Genomic DNA, 19,650 nt, shown 5'->3' with positions numbered 1-19,650 from the left:
CCGTGGCGGCACGTTTGTCAGGGCAGTTGGGGACCGGGCCAGACATTCTTGGGAGTACCCAGTGAACGCTCTGCGGATCGGCGTGCTTGGCCCATTGGAACTCACCGTCGACGGGGGCCCTGCACCGATTAAGGCGAGGCAACAGCGTGTGGTCCTGGGCTGCTTGGCTCTGCGGGCCAACACGGTCGTGACTTCGGACTTTTTGGTCGATGCCCTGTGGGCAGACCGTCCGCCCAGCAAACCCATCCCTCAACTGCAGGTATACATCGCCCATCTGAGACGCCTGATGGGCCCGGGAAAGGCGGCAGAGGCTGACGTCAGCCCACTGAGGACTCGGCCCGGAGGCTACGAATTGTCCGTAGCCAGCAACGAGCTGGACCTTCTCGAGTTCTTCGAGGAGGTTGAAGCCGGGGAACGAGCTGCAGAATCCGGGGACCTGAGCGGCGGCTCCGAGCACATGAGAATGGCTGTCGGTCTGTTCCGTGGACCCGTCTTGCCCGACCTGGATGGCGTCGATGCCGTGAGGGCTGACCTGGACAGGTTGGACGAAGGCCGTCTCAACGCTCAGCAGAACTACTTTGATCTTGAGCTTGCACTGGGACGCCATGACGTCATCGTCGCTGACCTGCAGACTGCTGTAACACGGGAACCATACCGCGAACGACTCTGGCAGTCCTATGTCCTGTGCCTCTACCGGTGCGGTCGCCAAGCAGATGCGCTGGCCGCGTGTCGAAGGGCGCGACGGATCCTTCTGAACGACCTCGGCATTGCACCCGGCCCCAGTTTGGAGGCGCTGGAACAGCATGTTTTGAGGCAGGATCCATCCCTGTTACCGCCCACAATGGCTGGCCAACAACATCAGGACCGATTCGACAACCTGCCTGCGGCCCCGACACCACTCGTCGGACGGCAGGACGAACTGAAATCACTGACAGGCTTACTTGATGGGGGAACGGCGCGTCTCGTAACGATTACCGGCACGGGCGGAACCGGGAAGACCCGGCTTGCCCTCGCCGCCGCCGAGGCTCTGAAATCAAGAATTCCGGACGGGGTCTGCTGGGTGGACCTGGCCCCGCTGACTGAACCAGGTCAAGTACCGGCAGCCCTCGCGTCGGAGCTTGGCATCGCCACCCTCGACGGCGAAGACCCCTTGAAGGCAGTTTCATACTTTCTGCGTCAGCGGCGCATCCTGCTGATCCTCGACAACTTCGAACACCTGGATGCGGCATGGGGCGTCCCCCAACACATTCTGACAGCCTCACGGCATCTGAAACTCTTGGTGACCAGCCGACGCCCGCTGGAGCTGCGGGCGGAGCACGAATTCCAGCTCAACCCGCTGGCGCTGCCCAAACTTGACGCGCCGCAGGCTGTCAAGGAGTTGCGGGAGGTGCCGTCCGTAAAATTCTTCCTTGACCGCGGAAGAGCCGTCAGGCGGGACTACGTCCTCGACGAGCACAACGCAGCTGTAGTGCCGCTGCTTTGCCGCAAACTGGACGGGCTTCCCCTAGCCCTGGAACTTGCAGCCGCCCGCTTGAGGAGCCGCACTGAAGACCAGTTGCTCGGTGAACTAGAGGCAAGCATCGTGGGGCTTCCACCCGCCTTGCGTGATCTTCCGGAGAGACAGCAAACGCTGGCCGCGGCGATCAGCTGGAGCTACCAGCTGCTTGATGATCACAAAGCTCAAATTTTTGAACGTCTTGGCGTCTTCGCTGCGGATCCGACGGTGGAAGCCGTGGCCGCCGTCATGGATCCGGCCGACGGCACCGTCCAAGGCTTGGAAGGCTTAGCCCGGCACAGCCTCCTGCGCCTGCGGGAAGTTGCATCAGGGACAAGCCGCGTCTCCTTACTGCAGACCATTCGGGAATACGCCCGCGACCGGCTCGCAATGAACGGGGAGGCCCCGGTTCGGCGTCTGCACGCTGAGTATTACCTCAGACTGGTGGAGGAGACGGCGCCGCTGCTGTGGGGGCCTGAACAGGTAGAGGCTCTCCGACGGTTGCAGGATGACGCACTGGAACTGCGGGCGGCGTTGTCGTGGGCCGCGGGCCCCGGGGGCTCGATCCCAATAGCACTGAGGTTTGTAGGGCATCTCTGGCACTACTGGGAGCTGACCGAAGACGTTGCCAACCCCTGCCGGATCGCCTGCGACGTCGTCGACAAAGCGTCCGGCACACCGGACGAACTGCTTGGTCCGGCGCTCAGCGGAGCGGCCACAATGTGCTGGCTCACGGGCCAAAATGCTCAGGCCACTGAATATCACCGGCGCTCACTCGACGCGTTCCGTCGCAGTGGAAATGACTCCGGGGTGGCCTGGGAGACTCTGTGTCTGGCCGTGCAGTCCGCGGAGAGGGATGACAGCGAGACTGCTTTCACCATGACAGACGAGGTGCTGACATCGCCCAACGCTTCGGCACGTTCGAAAGTCGCCGCCCTAATTGTCCAGGAGGTTCTCAGCTACTACCTGGGCGATCATGCCAAAGCATTGCCACTCAGTAGGGACTGCGTGGATCTCGCCAGGGAGCTCGGCGACAGATGGTTGCGAATGATCACGCTGGTGAACCACTCCGACTGCTTGGTGAAGGCAGGCGACGTGAATACCGCTGAGAGCGTGCTTTTCGAAGCGATTGCTCTAGCCTCCGAGCTCGGGGCTCAGGGAATCCTCCCGGGATACCTTGAATCACTAGCTGGGGTGTACGTGCAGCAAGGAAGATTTGAACCAGCCATTCGGATCCTGGCCGCCACCGAGACGCACCGGATCGATAGGGGACACCCGCTCAACGCCGATGAGCATAAACGCATTGAGCAATACAAATCTCAAGCCCGGGCCGGGGCGGGTCCAGTTCGCTTCGGATTGGCATGGAGTGAAGGTCAGTCGCTCAGCATCAGCCAAGCACTTCAACAGGTGCTCGACTCGAATGCAGGTCCGGTCGATAGATCTCCCGTTGATGACGGTTCGCGCATTGGGCCGACAATCGAAACCCAGACCGCGGCGCCCTGGGTTTAGCCTGTCATAGCCGCAAGCCGGCAAAGCCGCCCTGCACTGTCTCACGAACTCTAGTTAAGAGGGAACTGCTCCTCTGCCCCGAAATCCCGCGGTTTCTTTGTCGCAGCTGTCTCGTACAGTCTGTCTCATCGGGTCGTCTCGAAACTTCTTAAGGACTCGCAAGACAAGACAGAGCGGGGGGCAGGCATGAAACTTGGGTACGCGCGCATCAGCACCGGAGACCAGAACGCGGCCATGCAGGTCGAGGCGCTGATCGCCGCCGGCGTGGCCGAGGACAAGATCTTCGTCGACGAGATGTCGGGCGCGAAGTCGGCACGGGAGCGACCACAAATGGCGAAGCTGCTCGAGTACGCCCGGGACGGGGACGAGATATATTGCTGCCGTATCGACCGCCTGGGCAGGTCCCTGGTCGATGTCGTCAACACGGTCAACGACATCATCTCCCGGGGGATCCGGCTGAACTCCATCATGGACGGAGTCGATCCCTCGACACCCCACGGCCGGCTCCAGCTGGGCCTGTTCGCCACCCTGGCCGAGTACGAGCGCGAGCTCATCAACGAGAGGGTCCGCGCCGGGGTCATGGCGGCGAAGGCCCGCGGCGTCCAGTTCGGCAAGCCGGCGCCCAAAGCGGAAACCGTGGAGACCAAGGTCCGGCTGTGCCGGCAGCTCATGGCGGAAGGAAAGTCCTCCGTCGAGGCGGCCGAGGCCGTGAACTGGTCCAAGGCAACGATGTACCGGTACCTGAAGCAGTTTGGTGCTGAAGGCCCAGTGGCCGGCCCGGTCAAGGCCCGCCGCGGCGCATCCAAGTACGCCGGCCAGCGGCACGAGCCGGCACCCCGCAGCTGAGCGAAGCCTGTCCCGATAATCGGTCGTTCTCCACATACATGATGAGTCGGCGTGGGCGGTGGTGTCTTTTACTTTGCCTGGATGACCGCGACCTCATAGCCATTGGTGAGGAATAGAGTTAGGCCATGGCAACTCAGCGGAAGCCAGGTGATCAGACGGCGAATATGGCGCTGGCCGGTGTGCAAGGGCTTGTCAAAGATCTGGGCAGCAACGCCGTGGCTGCCCTTCTCCGGATCAGTGGGGACAAGCTCCCCCGCTGGTTGACCGGACAGGAGACACCGAACGCGGAGCACCTGACGAAGCTGTCGGATCTGCACTCTTCGATTGGCCCCTTGCACGCGGCGTTCACCCGCCCAGGCTGTGCTCTGGCGGGGCGGACATAACGCCCACCTGGATGCCCGGCCTATTGACGTCTTCCGGCTCGAAGGTGCGGTACCGGTGATCAAGGCGCTCCGCGCTCAGCAGCAGGGTGCTTTCGCGTAGGGCTGACGCGCCCGTTCGCGCTCAACGTTCTCGTTGAACGAATGCGCCTTCCTCGGCGGCAACACACCGATGCCGGTGAAAGCGGAGCCTCATCGGCGCACCTGGCCGTCAGCCTCTCCGGATCAAGTGATTCGCGACGTCCGTACTCTCTTCCCCGCCATGGAGACATCACTGGCAGGCAGGAAACATCGGTAGAAGCTGTGGTGCAGTCAAGCACGGGGAGCTCGTCCGGGGAAGACGCTGGATTCTTTCCGCGGGCGCTGGGTCTTCGCCGTCGAGGATCGACTTGATACGCAGCCTTCCGATCTGGCGACGCCTACAAGGTGCGCGCCGTCGGCCGGATGGGCTTCGGCGATGGCCAGCAGGTCACCATCGTCGCCCGCTAACCCCCCGAATACCGTTGCGGCGGGGCTGGACTACTTCCCCTCGGGAATCCCGTCGCAGGTATCGTACGGGTCGCCAACCGGTCCTTCCGCTACGTCGCCTGAGCTCGTTGACTCATCAACGATGGCCCTCAGCCGCTCCTTGGCCTCGGCGGCGGCGGCTCCACTTCCTTTGAGCCTGGCCAAGCCACGTTTGCTGGCATCCAGGGCGGGCTTCGCACCCGCACCAATCAGGACTCCTACCCCCACCAGTGCGGGGGCGGCCTTCTTCACTGCATCGAATTCGATGTGCTTGATCAATTGCTCCACCCCGCCGGCGGCCTTTGCCGCGGTGGTGATCTGCTGGTATAGGCCTAAGTTACTCATCGTTCCCCCTTCCCGGATGTGATCCGGGATCTCTCATCAATGATGTTCAGTGTAGGCGGCCAGCGGTGAACCGACCGCTCGATTACCGTATAGGCCCCGTCGATGGAAACCCGCCCGTCGTCGCCGGGCTCATCATCATGACCATGGTCCGGAACCTGAACGCCGGCGGACCCCGGCAACCCCGGTCTCCGCCTCGTCACGGACGGCCAGCTAGGGGGGGCACAACGGGGCTCATTCGGTGCGCACCGGAAGGGATGACCTGGCCGGCCCCTGGGCCTGCAGTGCCGTGTTGGGGAGGCGCTGAACCACCCGGATCTCTACACCGACCCTGAGTCTATCCGTACTCGGTCGAAGTCGTACTGGAGTTCGCGGAGGAGGGCTCGGACGTTTTCCGCCGTTCCACCCCGACGTGGTCCAACCGGGGATGCGTGCCCGGGAAACTGCCTGGCGTCGACCGGCACTTCGGACCGAAATGGGGTCAGATCACGGCCTCGGCGGGTCGGGGGCGTCCCCGACAGAGATGTCTCCAGGCTCGGATATACTTTCGAACGCAGGCGGAGGGAGAGCCACAAACGTGCCGGAGAGCATCGCAGCAATCAAGAGACGGGCCACAATGGCGGCTGCCCAGACACTGAACACCTACTGGGCGGACACGAACGGGGAGATTCCGTTGCCAGTCGACGCAACCATCATCGCCGAGAAGCTCGGCGCCGAGGTTTACGCGGCCGACCTGTCACAGGAGGGCGACGACCTCTCCGGGTTCATCTACATTCCGCCCACCGGCGCACCGCAGATCACGATCAACTCTGCCGAGCACATCCACCGCCGCCGGTTCACCTGCGCCCATGAAATCGGGCACATGCTCGACGTGCGGGGCCAAGAGTTGGGGGAGGGCGGGTTTGTTGACCGGCGGGACACTCTCTCCTCCGCTGGCACGGACCCGCGCGAGGTATTCGCCAACACCTTCGCCGCGACATTGCTCATGCCCAGCGATGAGGTCGAATGGTTGAGCGAGGAGCTTGACCTGTACGGCCTGGCCAGACGGTTCAGGGTTTCGACGGACGCGATGCAGAACCGCCTGGACACATTGGGGCTGAGGCCGGTTGTCTAACCAGTCCAATATCGTTGCCGTGCCCGATACAGAGGCGTCTAAATCAGCGCCCGCGGATACCTCTGGAGCAGACCTCGCGAAGCGGCTGAACAGCACAGTCAAAAAGAAACAGGTCGACAACGATTCCGAAGGCGGGAACGCCGACGACCTGGGAGACCTCAACGGCGTTGTCCCCGGCGCGTCAGCTATCAGGGGCATACGACACATCACGCCGTTCCTGTTCTTCTTGCAGGCATACGCCGAGGTCATGTATCCGGACATCAAGAACCCGGCGCGGAGGATAATGAAGCTGCGCGAGCGCCACCGGTTCACGATCCGCGTCTGCGGGAGTTTGGACCTCCTCCTACAGCTGGCGCTGGTCCTGGTCGTCATATCGGGTCCGGCTCTCATAATTTACAACGGCGTTAAGACCACTCTCGGACTCTAACCAACCACGGTTCCGGCCTTTGCGCCTCCGTTAACCGGAGAATTGGGACGTGCCAGTAAACTTAAAGGCGTCACACGTCCGCTAGGCGAGTCCGCCCGGGGTGTCCGTGGCACATGTCGGCCCTAATGGGCCTGTGCTCTCCTCTCTGCTGCGGGCACCCAAGCTCCTTCTTGCGTCCCGGCCGCCTGAGCGTCTGCAGCGCCCCTGTGGTCTGCCTCTGTCGTGCCGGCCTTCCAGGGAGAGTGCCGGGCCGATAGAGTGGATTGCCGTCGTCTTGGACCTACAACCTGCTGTGATCGTGGAGCGGGAGCCTTTGCCCGGGGGTGCCGTCCTTACCGAAGCCGCCGTTCTCGGGTAGGAGTCAGCGATCACTCCTGACGCGCGCAACGTCGTTTTGGAGCTCGTTGATACCGACGGGCTGGAACGGCTCGATGTCCAGGGCCGAGAATTCATCGCCGAGGAACTGATCGTCGAGGTCATCCCGCAGGCCGAAAACGAGTTCACCTGCTGGCCCTGGTTGCTGGTCCGGTGCCGGTCCCCGATCGCCCTGCAGAAAGACGGCCACGCGTACTGCACTGACCGTGAAGGCTGAGTAGCGGTCTGACGCCGGCAATGCGCGGACCGGTCGACGCGCGTCAGTCTGGGCCGCATGGAGGCCGAACTCAGCCTTCCGTCCCTGGAACGGGTCAGGGCCAGCTCGGAGATCTCGTCGCCGATCCGGCCGTAATGCGCCATCTGTTGGGCGCGGTCCAATTACGAGACAGGAGACTTGCCGGGTCTCTAGGTAGTTCTTCTACAAGCTCGGCTCGGCAAGCCTTGGCCTCTGGGACGTGGGGGCTGGGCCTGGACATCGACCCGGTGCGATCGAACATGGCCCATCATGGGCACTTCCGCGTTCCCCGGCTCCGCGGCGCTCCTGCCGCTAACGTCGAGGCCAACCGTCCGATCGGCCATATCGGGACCCGCCCAAATGCGCTCAACGGCCACCCCTCATTTCTGCAGCTCCTCATACACGAGTTCGCTCAGCATCTTGAGGAGCGCCGTCATTTTCGTCTTGTCGCCCAGGGCCTGAAGGCTCAGGTTGTAGTGGCTGTCCATGGAGTTCGACACCGCGTCGGTGACGGCCTTTTCCAGGTGTGGGCTGCTGCCAAAGTGGCTCCGGGAATTGTTCTGCGCCTGTTTCTGGAGCGTCTCGTTCTTTACCAGTTCGCGCCGTACACCTTCGACAAAGTGCGCCACCGCGTCGAGTTCCTCGCCCTCGAAGGGCAGGTTGGCCTGCTGGATGACCTCTTCCCAGGTCACCAAGACGGGATCTTTAGTCTGGCCGGTTCCCGAATGCGTCAAGGGCTTCAACGGCTCGCCTTCGCTGGAGAGCTGCAGCTGGGCCTGGCCCTTGTCCTTCAGAGCGTACTTCGCCAGCACCACGCCGGAGAGATCCAGAGACACCTTCGCGTCGTTCACACGGAGAACCGGCAGGAGGTGCTTGTAGTAGATCGAGCGCTTCTCCAGGTCCGTGTCGGCGAAGTCAACGATCTGGGAGAGGAAGTCGTAGGCGCGGACGAACGAGCCGAGGTCCTTCCGGAACAGGTCCAGCTCGCCCTGGGCGGCCTTGTCACCCTCGGCCACAGCGGCGTTGTACCGGGTGTTGAAGCGCGACTTCGCCGGCGCCACCCAGCCGGAGAGCGCGTTGTTGCCGGCCTCCAGTACATAGGACTTCACCAGCCCGTCCACCTCGGAATCAAGGTAGATCTGCGCGGCGTCGAGCTTGGCCTGAAGGTCGTGCACGACGTTCGGGTCGGAGACGTCTTCCAGTGCGGCCTCGCGGAAGTACGGCTGGAAGGAGGCGAGGATCTCGTCCGGGTTGTTTACGAAGTCCAGGACGAAGGTCTGGTCCTTGCCGACTGCGGTGCGGTTCAGCCGGGACAGGGTCTGCACGGCGGAGACACCGGAAAGCTTCTTGTCCACGTACATGGCAACAAGCAGCGGCTGGTCGAAGCCGGTCTGGAACTTGTTGGCCACCAGCATGATTTTGTATTCCTCGGTGGAGAACGCCTCGGGGAGCGTGCGCCCCTTGAGCCCGGGGTTCATGCTGAGCTCGGTAAAGGCGTCGGGTCCGGATTCGTCGTCGTTCACTTCGCCGGAGAAGGCGACCATGGTGCCCAGCCCGGAGTAGCCGGCGTGGTGGATGTACTTGTCGATCGCGAGCTTGTACCGGACGGCTTCCTTGCGGGAGCCGGTGACCACCATGGCTTTGGCCTTGCCGTCCAGGCGCCAGGCGACGTTGGCGCGGAAGTGCTCCACGATCACCTGGACCTTCTGGCTGATGTTGTACGGGTGCAGCTTCACCCAGTTCATCAGCGACTTTAGCGCCTCGGACTTCTCCACCTGGGCGTCGTCCGAGTCGTAGTCTCGGCCCTCGTGGGTGAGCCGGTAGGCCACCTTGTAGCTGGTGTAGTTCTGCAGCACGTCCAGGATGAAGCGCTCCTCGATGGCCTGCTGCATGGAGTACAGGTGGAACGGCTGTGGCAGCCCGTCCGGGCCCTTGCGGCCGAACAGCTCCAGGGTCTTGGCCTTCGGCGTGGCGGTGAAGGCGAAGTAGCTGATGTTCTTGGCATCCGCCCGCTCGGCCATCTCGGCCGCCAGGTAGCTTTCGACGTCGAACTCGCCGCCGTCGTTCACGTCCGCCAGCTCTTCCGCGGAGAGGACCTTCTTCAGCTTGTTCGCGGTGGAACCGGTCTGGGAGGAGTGCGCCTCGTCCGCGATGATGGCGAAGTTCCTGCCCTTCAGGGCCTGGGACTCGGCGATGGCCTTCAGCGCGAACGGGAAGGTCTGGATGGTGACGATGATGATCGGCGTCCGTGCCACCAGCGCGGCGGTGAGTTCGGCGGACTTGGAGCCCGCGTTGCCTCGGATGGGGACGACGACGCCGGACTTGTGTTCGATTTGGTAGATCGCGTCCTGCAGTTGGGCGTCCAGGACGGTCCGGTCGGTGACGACGATGACTGAGTCGAAGATCTTCTCGTTGTCGGCGCCGTGCAGGGAGCTGAGTTGGTGAGCGGTCCAGGCGATGGAGTTGGTCTTGCCGGACCCGGCGGAGTGCTGGACCAGGTAGCGGTGGCCGGGACCTTCGGTCCGGGCGGTCTCGATGAGGTGGTTGACCACGTCCCACTGGTGGTAGCGGGGGAACAGCAGGGACTTGCGGACTTCCCGCTCGCCGGTGACGGGGTTGGTCTTGTCGCTGATTTGCAGGTGCAGGAATTTGCCGATGATGTTCAGCCAGGAGTCGCGCTGCAGGACTTGTTCCCAGAGGTAGCTGGTGGCAGATCCTTTGGGGTTGACCGGGTTGCCGGCGTGCCCGTCATTGCCAAGGTTGAAGGGCAGGAAGTAGGTGTCCTTGCCCTTGAGTTCGGTGGTCATCTGGATTTCGTCGTTGCTGACAGCGAAGTGCACCAGTGCGCGGCGCCCGAAGGACAGCAGCGGCTCGTCCTTGTTTTTGCTGTTGCGGGGGTGCCGGTCCTTACGGTACTGCTCGACGGCGTCATTGATGTTCTGGGTGAAGTCCGTCTTGAGCTCGATGGTCGCGACCGGAAGCCCGTTGACGAACAGGACCAGGTCGATGCTCTTCATGGTGTCGAACGTGGAGTAGTGGACCTGCCGGATCACCCGGAGGCGGACCTTGCCGTAGCGCTCCAGCGTTTCCGGGTTTAGGCCCATGGCCGGCTTGAACTGGCACATCTCAAACTTCGCCGCGACCTCCTTGAATCCCGTGCGCAGCACCGAGAGCATGCCGGCTTCCTTAGCCGCCGGCTTGTCCAAAACCTTGCACAGCCGGTCCAAAAGCAGCCGCTTCGCGACCTCATCCTCCGCCGGAGAATCCGTTGGCTTCAGGACCTTCGCCAACTGCTCCGGCTGCGTGTCCGCCAGCCACGCGAAGACATCCTCCGGGACCAGAGCGCGGTTGGCGTCGTACAGCTCACCGGCCTTGCGGTGCGGCTCGTAGATCCATCCCTCGGCGGCGAGAGCCTGGCAGATCTCGTCCTCGAACGTCACTTCATTGTGCTGCGCCATACGGTTCCCCCTAGAAACTGTCGAAAAAGTCCTGGTCCAGCTTTTTCACGACCACCGTGCGGTCAACCTGGACACCGACGCCGTACTCGAACATGAGCGACGCCAGCCGCTGCCCGTCGATAAGAATCAACGTGTAATGGGCGGTGTCGCGGGCGACAGCTCGCGCCCCGATGGTGAACGTCGAGGTGGTGATGAAGATGCCCTTGGTGGCGCGGAACTGGCCCAATGCTCCGCTGAACGCCTGCACCTCGGGAGCGCCCACATTGTTGCCCTCGGAATAGCGCTTGGCCTGAAGGTAGACCCGGTCGAACCCGAGCGCATCCTGCCAGACAATTCCGTCGATGCCCTTGTCGCCGGAACGCTGAGTGGGCTTCAGGTTGTCTTCACGATCTGTTCCGTAGCCAAGCGCCCTCACGACAAAGGGAATGAGGCGTTCGAAAGCGTCGGGAGAGAGTTCGAGCAGATTGCGGTAGATCTCGTCGATGACCACCCGGTTGAGCTGGTCCGCGGACTGCTCGAGGGCCTCGGAGGGATCTGCGTCGACCACCACTTCGGAGGCCGCGGTAGCCGGTTCTACGCCGGGCAGAACCGTCTTCTTGGGAGCCTTCGACGCGTTCTGGTACGCGAGGTAGGAGTCATACTCCATCAACGTCTGGTAGGTGATTTCGGCAGCGGAGGACGCCCTGCGGAGGCCCTCGTCGCTGATCTTGTATTGCCCACGCGCCTCGCGGACAAGCAGTCCAGCCTTCATGGAATCGAAAACTGCCCAGTTAATCCGGTTGGACCAACGCGCCTCGCCCGACGACATCACCTCCGCCATGTCCTCTTCGCTCAGCCGGGTGCGCTCAGCCACAGCCGTCCTGATTTCAGCATTCCGACGAATCTGGCCGTCCGACATGGTGCGCAGAACGGGGTCGACGAATTCATGCCACTGAGGCAACGTCATACCTAAGCAACTCCTTCACGAACATCGATCTTGCCGGTTACGGCAGCGGAAATGAGGGCCGAGCGGCGTTCCTTCAGAGTGGAAATAACCGCATTTGCCTTATCCATGAGGTCATCGATAAGCCGGGTCTTTCGTCCGAGATGATCGACAATCCGGTGTTGTTCAACCATCGGTGGAACACCAAACCTGAAGTTCTTGACCGTCGTAGAGTTCGTTGATGCCAGATTGGTCGACTGTTTACCAGTGAGGTAGAAGTAGGCTCGCGCGGGATCAGCGTCCAGAGCCAGAACCAAGAACTTATTGAGTAATTGATTGCCAGTTCGCACGGCGAAGATGTGGTTCTGGTGCACGCATGGAGCTATCGGAGCTTCCCAAATGCAGCCGCGGGCCAACTTGTCTCGGTCCCCGCCTTCTGTCATAAGCACGTCACCAGCCCGCAGCATGGACGTCGTTGCCACATCTTTGGGCAAGTCGATTTCCTTGACTTCATTAAGGTCGACGTATCCGATTTGAACGTTTGCCACTCGCAGATACGGATACGTCTCAGTCTCAAGTTCAGAGAAATCCTTCCCGAGTGTAACGCCGGTCTGCATTCGAATCAGATTCTTCAGCGGTTGAACTGTCCAGTGCTCCGGAACGGGGCCCTGCCAGGGAACACCGGAGGGTTTGGTTGGGGCGGCAGGGTCGAGGCCTTTGGTGACCGCGTGGGTGATGATGGCCTGGCGCTTCTCGGCGAGCAGTTCGATGAGCCGCTCCTGCTTGGTGACCAACTCATCGATCTGGGCAGTCTCACGGTCGAGGTAAGCGACGATACTGTCCTGCTCCTCAAGCGGAGGTCTCGGAACAGGCAACTCTTTAGCGTCCGCCCAGCGGAAGTCTGTAGACCTCTCCCGAACACCTTTTGCGAGCGAGGTGATGTAACCGGTCAATGCGATGTGTCGGAGAGCACGAGCGTAAAAGTAGGAGTTAAACCCAGACTTTGGAGTGCAAACTGAATAAACCGGAGTTGATTGGCCGAACGAATCGGAAACGCCGATAGCGCCAGCAAACGCGTCCATGGCATGTATGACGAGGTCGCCGGGATGAATTGTCTGATAACCGATCTGTTTGTCACCCTCGGTGTACCCGTCGATTCGGCGGTTCGAGCGCAGCGTCACCTGCCCGTCTCTGAAGGCCGTCACGATGCCAGCTGACTTGACCGCGGGCCTTTTGTGCAGATCGAAGCCGTTCTTTAGCTTGATCGTGTCCCAGTGCGTAGGAATATCGCCCAACCAATCGATGCCGGACGTCTTATAGTCCGAATACTGTCCGACGGGCGTCACTTCTCGACCTCGGCCAGCAGTGCGGTGATCTCGGAGATGAGCCTATTCAGATCGGAATCGATTTGGTCCAGCGACCTGGGGGCGACGTACTTGTAGAAGTGCCGGCTGAAAGGGATCTCATAGCCGATCTTGGTCTTAGACTCATCGATCCAGGCGTCCGGGACGTGGGGAAGGACTTCGCGTTCGAAGTAGGCCTGAATGTCTTCGCCGAGCGGCACGTTTTCGGTGTCGCGCAGTTCCGTGTCCGCCTCGGGAGTGCCCTTTGGGCCTCTACAGACGTCGGCGGTTTCATCGCGCTCCGATAGCCCAGCGAGGACAGCTTTCAGCACCGGGGCGCCGAGCTTGAGGCCGGCCCCGGACAAGGCCGGCTTGAGGACCTTGAGGAAAGCCTCACGGTTCTTCCAGAACTTCATCTCGTCTTCGCCGAGCCGGGTGAGCGTCTTCTCAAGAAGCTGCCGATCGTCATCGGACAGTTTCTCGACCGGTTTCTGCGCCAGAACGGCGTCGGTCCTCTCCGGCGTGCAGGCAAAGTTGAGCTTAAGCGGTCGCTCCACGGTGATGGTGGAGTAGCCGAAGTCCTGGTTGTTGAAGACTTTGGAGGTCTCGCCGTCGTCCTCGAAGGCTCCGTACATCTGGACAATGCTCGCGATGTCTTTGGGGCCGAGTTCCTTCCGCTTGGAGCCAAGGCTCTTGCGCATCTTCTGGAAGAAGTCCGCGCCGTTGATGAGCTGGATCTTTCCGGCGCGTTCCGGGTGCTTCTGCTTCTTGCTGTTGGAGAGGATCCAGATGTAGGTGGCGATGCCGGTGTTGTAGAACATGTCCGTGGGCAGCGCGATGATGGCCTCCACGAAGTCGTTCTCGATCAGATACTTGCGGATCTCGGACTCGCCGGAGCCGGCGCCGCCGGTGAAAAGCGGCGAGCCGTTTAGGACGATGCCGATGCGGGAGCCGCCGTCGTGCGCCGGGCGCATCTTGCGGATCAGGTGCAGCAGGAACAGCAGCGAGCCGTCGCTGACGCGGGGCAGGCCCGGGCCGAAGCGGCCTTCAAAACCGTACTGCTCGTGCTCTTTCTGGATCTGCGGCTGGATCTTCTTCCACTCGACCCCGAAGGGCGGGTTGGAGAGCATGAAGTCGAACTGCTGGCCGATGTTCTGGTCGTTGGCGAGCGTGTCGCCGACGGAGATCTTTGAGATGTCCTGGCCCTTGATCAGCAGGTCCGATTTGCAGATTGCGTAAGATTCGTCGTTGATTTCCTGGCCGAACGCGACCAGGGAGGCGCTGGGGTTCAGTGAGTGGAGGTGTTCCTGGGCGACGGTGAGCATGCCGCCCGTCCCGGCGGTGGGGTCGTAGATGGACCGGACGATGCCCTCTTTGGTGAGGACGTCGTCGTCATAGTTCAGCAGGAGCTGGACCATGAGCTGGATGACTTCGCGCGGGGTGAAGTGCTCGCCGGCGGTTTCGTTGGAGGCTTCGGCGAAGCGGCGGATGAGTTCCTCGAACATGAGGCCCATCTCGATGTTGCTGATGGTCTCCGGGTGGAGGTCGATCGCGGCGAAGTCCCTGGTGACGTGGTAGAGCAGGTCTGAGCTGTCCAGCTTCTCGAGTGTCTTGTAGAACTCGAAGCGCTCGAAGATGTCCCGGGTGTTCTCCGAGAAGCCCTGGACGTAGTCGAAGATGTTCGCCTTGATGTTGGTGGGGTCATCCAGGAGCTTCGCGAAGTTGAACTTGGACGTGTTGAAGAAGCTGCGGCCCGAGGCCTTCTGCAGGAAGGTGTCCAGCGGGATGTTCAGATCCTTCTTGGCTTCCTGCTCGGCGAGGACGGCTTCCTTGGTGGAGTCCAGGACGCAGTCCAGGCGGCGGAGGATGGTGAACGGGAGGATCACTGAGCCGTACTGTGCCGGTTTGTAGGTGCCCCGCAGAATATTCGCGATGCTCCACACCAGGTTAGCGTTGTTGTTTCCGGCCACGTCTTGATCCTCATATCTCCGACTCCGTCGGCTGTGCACGGTGTCGGTTCACCCGTCACTCAATCCCTATGCATCATATGTGGGCGATAGCATCGAGCGGAGCACGCTGATCGGGCGCAACACGAGTCTTTCCGTCATCACGTTCGTCGGGCACTACCCGTCGATTCAATCAAGGATGGCTGCGAAGAGGGCGCGGGTGATGGGTAAGCGCTGCGCAGGTCCGTTGTGGCAATTCAGTGTCGACAACCCCGCCGCGCTTCATCTGGCAAACGCCAGCCCACGATGTCCAGAACCCGTAGTGGGCTTACGTCCGGGCCCGGCGCCAGAGCGGCCATGGCTTTCCAGTGCTATATACCGTCCTTGAGGTCATGCTTGACTTCGGGGAGCCATGCAAGCAGTCGTGGCAGGATTCTGGGGCTTGAGGTCAACTCGCGAGTCGCGGGCGGCGTGCCGGTCTGCCATTGCACTAGCGGGCCAACACCGAATGCAGATTGCCAGGAACGGGCATTCCGGATACCCGCGCCAGTTCATCAATCTGCTTTCCGAGGCGGCGGCGCATTATTCTGAGGAAGTCCCTAGCCTCTTCCTCGTCGATGGCGAGGCCATTCTTTTGCAACTTGAGATCGCCCAGAGTCTTACGAAGAAGCGACTGGATCTCGGTCGCAGGTTGATGAACGGGATCTCCTTGTAGGGAGTTCCTCAAAATACCGTTGAGAAGGCTTCTGAATTCACCTAGGGACTGGACCACCTGCGACCAGTCCTCGTCGTGAGGAGGATCGAAGAAGACCCTCCTATTGTTCATATCGGTCAGAAGTGCCCGGGCGTCAGCCGCTGCCTGTGATTGGCGTCGGACAAGGCTGAACAGGTCATAACTGCCCGTAAGAGCTTCTTGGACCAGCGCATAGTGAGTGTCCCTCCAAGACAGTATCTCTAGCGCACTAAATCCTGATGCTCCACTGTGGGCCCCTCTCTTGTCGATCATGTCGTGGCAGGCCGCGCAAAGGAAAATCGCATTGTCTGGGTTTGCGCGGCTAGACGGATCCTCGTGGCACTGGTGGCGTTCGCTTCCGTGGCGGTTCCCATAGATATGGGCCACTTGTCCGAGTTTCAGCGGGCCGGCCGCGTTCTGATCCAGCGGCGCCCGTAGAAGTCGGTTGCATTGTGGATTGTTGCAGAAATAAGCCGAACGTGCGGCCACGTCAGCTTTTACATCGTCAGTGAACCGTCCGTTTTGCTTTCCGTCATCGCTGGTCGCCTTGCATTTAGTCGCCACGGCGAAATCGTATCGCCCATTTCCTTTGCTGAGCAGATGCAGGGTAGTCATAGGACGGTGTGGCCCTGCGTGAGCCTGCGGTGGTGGTTGGCGCCATAGATGTGATTACAACGCCATTCAGCCCGCTTGCTGTGCCCCGTTGTGTCGCAATTGGGATTGCCCAGCCAACGCATATCTGCGAAGGCGTCCGTTCTGTACACGTCATGGTTGCATCACCCATGAAGTGGTCGCCAATAGCTGTACCTGGTTCGTGCTTCAGCCAGTTGGTGGATACTGCAATTCATCTCGGTCTGTGTAACGGCGCTGAGAGAATCGTCCTGTCTGCTTGGTCCTTGGATGCGTCAATGACCGTCCCGGCAGCCCCGTCAGCGGACGCTGACCATTTGGCAGATTCTGTATTGCGGCGTTTGTTTTGGACTGGTGATCAGGGGCTTCACGCATTTAGTGGCAACGTAGACGGCAGAGTCGCGGGTCGAGCATCGTATTAATCGCTCCACCGAATAGGGTGGCACGTGCCGGCGAGCTTGCGACTCCGAATCTCATCCTCGCTGGCGCCGGGAACAAGTCGACCACCTCTGAAGTTTCAGGGCAATCCTCAACAAATCGACCCGACCTTTGTTCAGCTGGCTTCCTCCGACGTTCCTGGCGATTCGCAGGAGTGGAACGGCGATTCCGACAGGTGGGCGCCCTCAGCATCTGGGTATCTCCGGTCGGTAACAGGACATTGGAACCCGGTGGATAGCTCTTGAAGATGCTTTTCAATCTGGTCCACCTGGGCAGAAAAGGTCCCTGTGAGCGGGCTGATCAGACCCGCGTCGCACAGCAGCATGATCTGTCGGCGGACGGTCGACTGCGACAGTCCCAGGGCTATAGAGGCGTCGCCGCAAGACGCTGGGCCATGCGCTACCAGGAAGCGAAGGAGTCGGCTTCGCGTCCGGTTCATCAAGATGTCCTCTGCCATGGAGACCCCACGAATGACTGAGCTTGGACTGTAGACGGGTCTACAGGAGAACGATACGCTCATCTGGAAGGGGATGGAAGCGTCCCGGAAGCGTTATTGCAGGCGGCGTTCGGCAGCGGAATACTGGGCACCAGGGTTGGCATGAACCACTGCACCAGGAGGGAGGCGGGTCTTGTATTCTGACCAAGAGGCATTCAGTGCTGGCTTGTCTCCACAGGCGGAGTTGGCGCGACGCCTGAACCTTCTGCTTGATGTTGTGGTCGCCGAGCGAGGTCAGCCCGTCACGTTCCGTGAGGTTCAGCAGAAGCTGCAGAGCAGGGGAATCAAGCTTTCCAGAGCCCGCTGGTTCTACATGAAGGACGGCACAGGGAGACTCGTCAGTGACCCGGCATTGCTTGGAGCTCTGTGTGAAATCTTCAATGTGGACTCTGGGTATCTGCAGGGTGGCGAGGCCGCAAACCTGCCCGAGCGCATTGATTCACAGCTTGAGTTTGTGAAGTCCCTTCGCGCAGCCCGGGTGAAGACCTTTGCGGCCAGGACTCTTGGTGATGTGTCCCCGGAGACGCTTCGTGCCATCACAGAGTATTTGAACAGGGACATCAACCGGCGGCCGGAAGGTGAGCAAGCAGCGGCGGGTTCGTCGTCGGATGCGGGTGAAGCAGTGGAGTAGGTCGAATAGGCGCTACCGCCGTCGCAATGTTGCCACTACTTCTCGAGCAAATAGCTTAGGTGCGCGTCCAGCAGTTCCTTGATTCGGACTGCGTTGGCCGAGTACCGGGGCGACCGTCCGTGCCGGCGCCCAGGTTCGACGTCGACAATCACCACGCCCGCTTCCTCCAAAGCCGCGAGGTGCTTTGCCACGCTGGGTTCGCCGGCACTGACTGCGGCGACAATGTCGCCGCGCGTAGCCGGTCCCTTAGCCGTTAGGAATCGGAGAATTTCATTCCGCGACCGGTTACCGAATGTAGCGACGGCAGCCTCAACGTCGGCCGACCAGGCGGCGTCGTGTGGCTGAGTAATCCGCGGCATAGCCACATTCTTCCCGAAGGATGCTGAAAAAGTAAGAACGGCACCCTTGACGATACTACAAGTATCTTCGACAATAATTTTTGTAGCTTCTACTGATCGTTGCTGGATCTGCGCATCCACGTCCGCGAGTGGCCTCTTCCGCGACTCTGCTAACTACTCGATCTGAACAAAGTGGTGAAGTCGTGAAAATCGACGCTCAGCCAATTCAAAACGGCTCGGAACCATCCAAGACCATCTCTGTTGATGTCTCGTTGCTGAAGCCTCCTGCGGCAGGGCAATGCAACGTCCCGATCGACCAAATCATGAGCGCGGTGAACAGCGTGAAGGGTTACGTCGTCTCACGCCTGGCACGGATTGGACGCACGTGCGATGTGGACGACCTCATGCAGGACATTCGGGTCGCGGTATGGGACGGGGTGACGAAGGGGCGCTACCGGGAGTTGCCGGGAATTCCGTTCGAAGCTTGGGTCCAAGGCGTCTGCAACAAAATCTGCGCGGCACATGTGCGGCGCGAACTCAGTCATCAGACTTTGCCGCTGCTCATGGATTTCACGACGGCGGAAGTCTCGCCTGAAGTTTTTGCTGTCGTCGGCGCAGGGTTGGGTTTGGACAGCGTTGAGAGGTATGTCGACCACGCATGGGCGCAGGCCATGCTCAGCTTGGTGCAGAGAAACGTCAAGGAGGACACGTGGCAACTCGCTGTCTCAAGCCTGGTTGGGCCACGGCACTATGGACCCCCATCGCCAAGGGACAGGCGACGCTGGCATGCCGTTACTGTCGTGCGGCAGACAGCTATGACGATCAGTGCTGCACTGAACTGCCACCCCGAGCCGGGGCTAAGCATGGAAGGTCTTTGCCGGTGCGCCGCCGATTGCCTTCCCACGGCTGTTCTGAGAAGAGTCGCGGAGACCATAGTCCGTCCAGGGTTGCGCGGCCTGCCTAGGTCCGTGCAGATGGCTGCGCTAGCGACCGAGCTTGGTGTCACTGAGCGGTACGTCGCCGTAAACATCGGTTTCGCGCGGCAGTTGTACCGGACGGCTTGGCGGGTGCTCCAGCACGAAGCCAACAGGCAGCCAGGGTAAGTCATGGTCGGCTGGGGGACGGCAAGCAGGGGGCTGCGCGCACTCCATGCGGTGGGCCGTCAGCGCTCGATCGTTGCCGGACTGTTTGTTGTCTTGATGATAAGCGGGTTCGTTTTCCTGTTCTGGCCGATTGATAGGCCGGGCGCGGCATCGGTCCCAAGCCCGGCACCAAGCTCGCCCTTAGCGCCGGTACCTTCCGGGACACCCCCGGCAATCGCTGTGCCTACTGCTGTTCCTGGCGAAACCGATATGGCCGCACTGAGCTCACCTGTTGATCTTTCGCCAACGCGCGACTTCCGTGCACTCGCTGTAGAGGCAGCAAGGGGAATCTACACGTGGGACAGCCGCTCGTCGTCATACTCGGATGTGTATGCACGGGTGC

At 61.2% G+C, this 19,650-nt stretch carries 15 protein-coding genes; 7 read left to right on the top strand and 8 right to left on the bottom strand.

The annotated features are described in order from the left end of the window. The first annotated feature begins 61 nt into the window (after positions 1–61). Both J2T23_RS02965 and J2T23_RS02960 read left to right on the top strand, forming a co-directional pair. Positions 62–3,004: an AfsR/SARP family transcriptional regulator gene (locus tag J2T23_RS02965; RefSeq protein ID WP_307356986.1), complete on the top strand. Its 2,943-nt coding sequence runs from the start codon at positions 62–64 to the stop codon at positions 3,002–3,004. A gap of 186 nt (positions 3,005–3,190) precedes the next feature. Continuing rightward, on the top strand, positions 3,191–3,850 hold the full coding sequence (locus J2T23_RS02960) for a recombinase family protein (RefSeq protein ID WP_307356983.1): 660 nt from the start codon (positions 3,191–3,193) through the stop codon (positions 3,848–3,850). Between the two features lie 899 nt (positions 3,851–4,749). Here J2T23_RS02960 and J2T23_RS02955 read toward each other — a convergent pair. Beyond that, entirely contained in the window at positions 4,750–5,082 is a 333-nt protein-coding gene (locus tag J2T23_RS02955) for a hypothetical protein (protein ID WP_307356979.1), read from the bottom strand. A gap of 670 nt (positions 5,083–5,752) precedes the next feature. Between J2T23_RS02955 and J2T23_RS02950 the strand changes: the two genes are divergently transcribed. The 3 genes from J2T23_RS02950 (at position 5,753) to J2T23_RS02940 (ending at position 7,212) form a co-directional block, all read left to right on the top strand. Next, complete coding sequence (locus J2T23_RS02950) at positions 5,753–6,193, top strand: ImmA/IrrE family metallo-endopeptidase (RefSeq protein ID WP_307356976.1); 441 nt, start codon at positions 5,753–5,755, stop codon at positions 6,191–6,193. 19 nt (positions 6,194–6,212) lie between these two features. Next, entirely contained in the window at positions 6,213–6,620 is a 408-nt protein-coding gene (locus J2T23_RS02945; RefSeq protein WP_307356973.1) for a hypothetical protein, read from the top strand. Positions 6,621–7,014: 394 nt separating this feature from the next. Beyond that, entirely contained in the window at positions 7,015–7,212 is a 198-nt protein-coding gene (locus tag J2T23_RS02940; RefSeq protein WP_307356971.1) for a DUF4193 family protein, read from the top strand. Between the two features lie 398 nt (positions 7,213–7,610). On the opposite strand, the gene J2T23_RS02935 is transcribed toward J2T23_RS02940, so the two are convergent. From J2T23_RS02935 to J2T23_RS19850, 6 genes are all read right to left on the bottom strand, one after another. Beyond that, complete coding sequence (locus J2T23_RS02935; RefSeq protein ID WP_307356969.1) at positions 7,611–10,688, bottom strand: type I restriction endonuclease subunit R; 3,078 nt, start codon at positions 10,686–10,688, stop codon at positions 7,611–7,613. Positions 10,689–10,698: 10 nt separating this feature from the next. Further along, positions 10,699–11,634, bottom strand: coding sequence for a restriction endonuclease (locus J2T23_RS02930; RefSeq protein ID WP_307356967.1), 936 nt, complete (start codon positions 11,632–11,634; stop codon positions 10,699–10,701). A 2-nt stretch (positions 11,635–11,636) separates the two neighbouring features. Next, positions 11,637–12,956: a restriction endonuclease subunit S gene (locus J2T23_RS02925; RefSeq protein ID WP_307356965.1), complete on the bottom strand. Its 1,320-nt coding sequence runs from the start codon at positions 12,954–12,956 to the stop codon at positions 11,637–11,639. Continuing rightward, positions 12,953–14,923 (bottom strand): type I restriction-modification system subunit M, encoded by a 1,971-nt coding sequence (locus J2T23_RS02920; RefSeq protein ID WP_307356964.1) that lies wholly within the window; start codon positions 14,921–14,923, stop codon positions 12,953–12,955. Before J2T23_RS02920 ends, J2T23_RS02925 begins: the two co-directional genes overlap by 4 nt. Positions 14,924–15,389: 466 nt before the next feature. After that, on the bottom strand, positions 15,390–16,247 hold the full coding sequence (locus J2T23_RS02915; protein ID WP_307356962.1) for a DUF6650 family protein: 858 nt from the start codon (positions 16,245–16,247) through the stop codon (positions 15,390–15,392). A 568-nt stretch (positions 16,248–16,815) separates the two neighbouring features. After that, the gene (locus J2T23_RS19850; protein ID WP_370871417.1) at positions 16,816–17,139 is read right to left on the bottom strand and encodes an ArsR/SmtB family transcription factor; all 324 of its coding nucleotides are present in this window, start codon (positions 17,137–17,139) and stop codon (positions 16,816–16,818) included. 190 nt (positions 17,140–17,329) lie between these two features. Between J2T23_RS19850 and J2T23_RS02910 the strand changes: the two genes are divergently transcribed. Further along, positions 17,330–17,827 carry a hypothetical protein gene (locus J2T23_RS02910; RefSeq protein ID WP_307356960.1) on the top strand — a complete coding sequence of 166 codons (498 nt, stop codon included), beginning with the start codon at positions 17,330–17,332 and terminating at the stop codon, positions 17,825–17,827. A gap of 35 nt (positions 17,828–17,862) precedes the next feature. Here J2T23_RS02910 and J2T23_RS02905 read toward each other — a convergent pair whose 3' ends face one another. Continuing rightward, positions 17,863–18,186 carry an ArsR/SmtB family transcription factor gene (locus tag J2T23_RS02905; protein ID WP_307356958.1) on the bottom strand — a complete coding sequence of 108 codons (324 nt, stop codon included), beginning with the start codon at positions 18,184–18,186 and terminating at the stop codon, positions 17,863–17,865. Between the two features lie 182 nt (positions 18,187–18,368). Here J2T23_RS02905 and J2T23_RS02900 point away from each other — a divergent pair, with 182 nt between their 5' ends. Beyond that, positions 18,369–19,268 (top strand): hypothetical protein, encoded by a 900-nt coding sequence (locus tag J2T23_RS02900; RefSeq protein WP_307356956.1) that lies wholly within the window; start codon positions 18,369–18,371, stop codon positions 19,266–19,268. Positions 19,269–19,650: the final 382 nt, after the last annotated feature.

The organism is Pseudarthrobacter niigatensis, assembly GCF_030812615.1.
In the GTDB taxonomy this organism is placed as follows: Bacteria; Actinomycetota; Actinomycetes; order Actinomycetales; family Micrococcaceae; genus Arthrobacter; species Arthrobacter niigatensis.
This window is presented reverse-complemented; position numbering and strand designations above follow the sequence as displayed.